A 2,008-nucleotide genomic window follows, 5' to 3' on the forward strand; every position below is an offset into this window, starting at 1 on the left:
CCTCCGGCAGTCCCGCCACGGAGGTGAGCAGGCTCACCACTGCGGCGACGCCGGACACGCTCGCGATCTGCAGCCAGTCGAGGTCGGTGAAGCCGACCGCGCCGGTGCCGATGAGCGAGACGGCCGTCTGCGCCGCCGTCTTCACCGCTCGCGTGAGGGCCGCGACGGCCCAGTCCCTGTACTCGTCCATGTGAAAGCTTCCTTTCCTTAATCGGTCCCGCCCGTGCGGAACCGTGCGTCACAGTTGTCCTCGACACGCTCCACCCGCGCCGCCAGCGCATGCACCTGCTGCTCGACGCGGGTCAGCCGCTCTGAGTGGTCGTCGAGCTTCCTGCTCATCTCGCGCACCGCGTCGCGGGTGTCGCTGCACGTCTCCCAGATGCGGTCGAGCCGTTCGCTCATGCGCGTCTTGTCGCTCACCTGATCCCTCATGGCCGTGAGCCGCCCGAAAAGGAAGGTGGCCACAGCGATGGAGACGCTTACCGCGGCCGTGATCTCGCCAGGTGTCATACCGTACACGCCCTCACCTTCCCGTCAGGCCCGTACGCGCTCGGCACGCACCTGCGGCCCGCGCCAGCCGAGTCGTACGCGGTCACCGCGCCGACCCTCGCCGCGCCGGTCCCGTCGTACACGATCACTGGCGGGCAGACGCGCACCGTCACGGTCGCGCACGCCTCCGGGTAGGTCCCGTACCACTCGTGCACGCTCTTGACTGTGATGTCGAGGTCGCCGCCGCCAGGCGCGTAGTCGCTCGGGACGATCGATAGGGTCTCGCTGCGGTTGATCGTGTGGTCGGTCGCGCCTTTCGCGGCAAGCTTGCCGCCGCACCAGATCTCGAAGTGGTCCATCCACGCCTTGCTGGCGCCATTCGAGTCCGTGATCGTCAGCGACACGGGCTCTCCGGGCAGGACTGCGGCCTTGTCCGCCACGGCGCTCACGGCATGGACCGGGGAGGTCATGCGCGGGATCGTCACGGAGGCGTCGAGCCTGCCGTGATACTTCACCGGGTTGGAGTCGCTGTACCGGCACCACACGGCGAGCGTCGTGTCCTCCCCCCAGGCGCGCGGCACGGTCACGGTGCGCTTGAGGCCCCCGCTCGGGACCTTGGTCGTCGTCGACCATCTCGGATGCGTCTTGCTCTCTCCGTTGACGCCGGATGCTCCGAGCACGGTGCCGTTCCCGACCCACAGGTCGAATCCCCACGCGTCCACGATGTCCGACCACGAGTAGCCGGTGAGGCTCACCGTGGCCTGCATGTCGTTGACGTTCGTCACGGTGGCGTCCAGGCTGCACACGGTCCTTCCCGTGCGCTGGCACACCCCGCCTTCCCAATGAGCCATGGCGCACCCCCTAGAGCATCTTGATGTAGATCGAGCCGGGAGCGCCCGTCTCCGGCGCGTCGGCCTCGCCGACGGTCACGCCGAGCGCGGCGAGCGCTTCCGCCGCCGTGGCCGCCCCGGTGCCGCCGTTGGAGATTGGCAGCGCGCCGCTCGTAATGTCGGACGCGTCGTGCTTGTGGCCAAGGGCTGCGAAAGCCGCCTTGAGCTTCCCCCACATGTACGTAAGGCCCGTGCCCGTCAGCACCTTGTTGTTGGTGACGGTGCCGCCGCCAGCCACGGTGTCCACCTCGTCGGTGGTCAACGGCTCCATGGCCGCGTCCGTGGTGCCCACGCGCTCCCACTCGCCGTTCAGCACCATCCACTCGTAGTAGCGGTTCTCGCTGCCGCTGAGGCCGGACGGCACCATGTACATCTTGCCGACCTCGCCAGTCACGGTGGGTTCTCGCGTGGTCGGGTCGTACTGGCCGTCCGTCAGAAGGACGGCGATGAGACCTTGCGCGGCCTGGTTGTTGGCGGCCTGGTCGGCGTTGTTCTTCGCTTGGTCGATCTCGCGCTGGTTCTCGGCGCTCACGCGGGCCGATTCCGCAGCGGCCCTCGCTTCCTCCGCAGTCACGCGCTCGGACTCAGCGGCCTTGCGCTCGGCCTCGGCCTGGCCGTCGGCTCCCGCG

The 2,008-nt window shown here is 68.8% G+C and carries 4 protein-coding genes; all 4 read right to left on the reverse strand.

Annotated elements, in window-relative coordinates; translation table 11 throughout:
- On the reverse strand, positions 1–190 hold a 190-nt coding region (locus BQ9843_RS06220), incomplete at its 3' end, for a holin (RefSeq protein WP_075844348.1).
- Positions 191–207: 17 nt separating this feature from the next.
- Positions 208–519 (reverse strand): hypothetical protein, encoded by a 312-nt coding sequence (locus BQ9843_RS06225; RefSeq protein ID WP_143327637.1) that lies wholly within the window; start codon positions 517–519, stop codon positions 208–210.
- The gene (locus tag BQ9843_RS06230) at positions 507–1,340 is read right to left on the reverse strand and encodes a hypothetical protein (RefSeq protein ID WP_075844322.1); all 834 of its coding nucleotides are present in this window, start codon (positions 1,338–1,340) and stop codon (positions 507–509) included. The genes BQ9843_RS06225 and BQ9843_RS06230 overlap by 13 nt, the downstream gene beginning before the upstream one ends.
- A gap of 10 nt (positions 1,341–1,350) precedes the next feature.
- Positions 1,351–2,008: hypothetical protein (locus tag BQ9843_RS08795; protein ID WP_230205623.1), on the reverse strand; the 658-nt coding region annotated here is incomplete at its 5' end.

It is taken from the genome of Collinsella bouchesdurhonensis, from assembly GCF_900155365.1.
GTDB lineage: Bacteria > Actinomycetota > Coriobacteriia > Coriobacteriales > Coriobacteriaceae > Collinsella > Collinsella bouchesdurhonensis.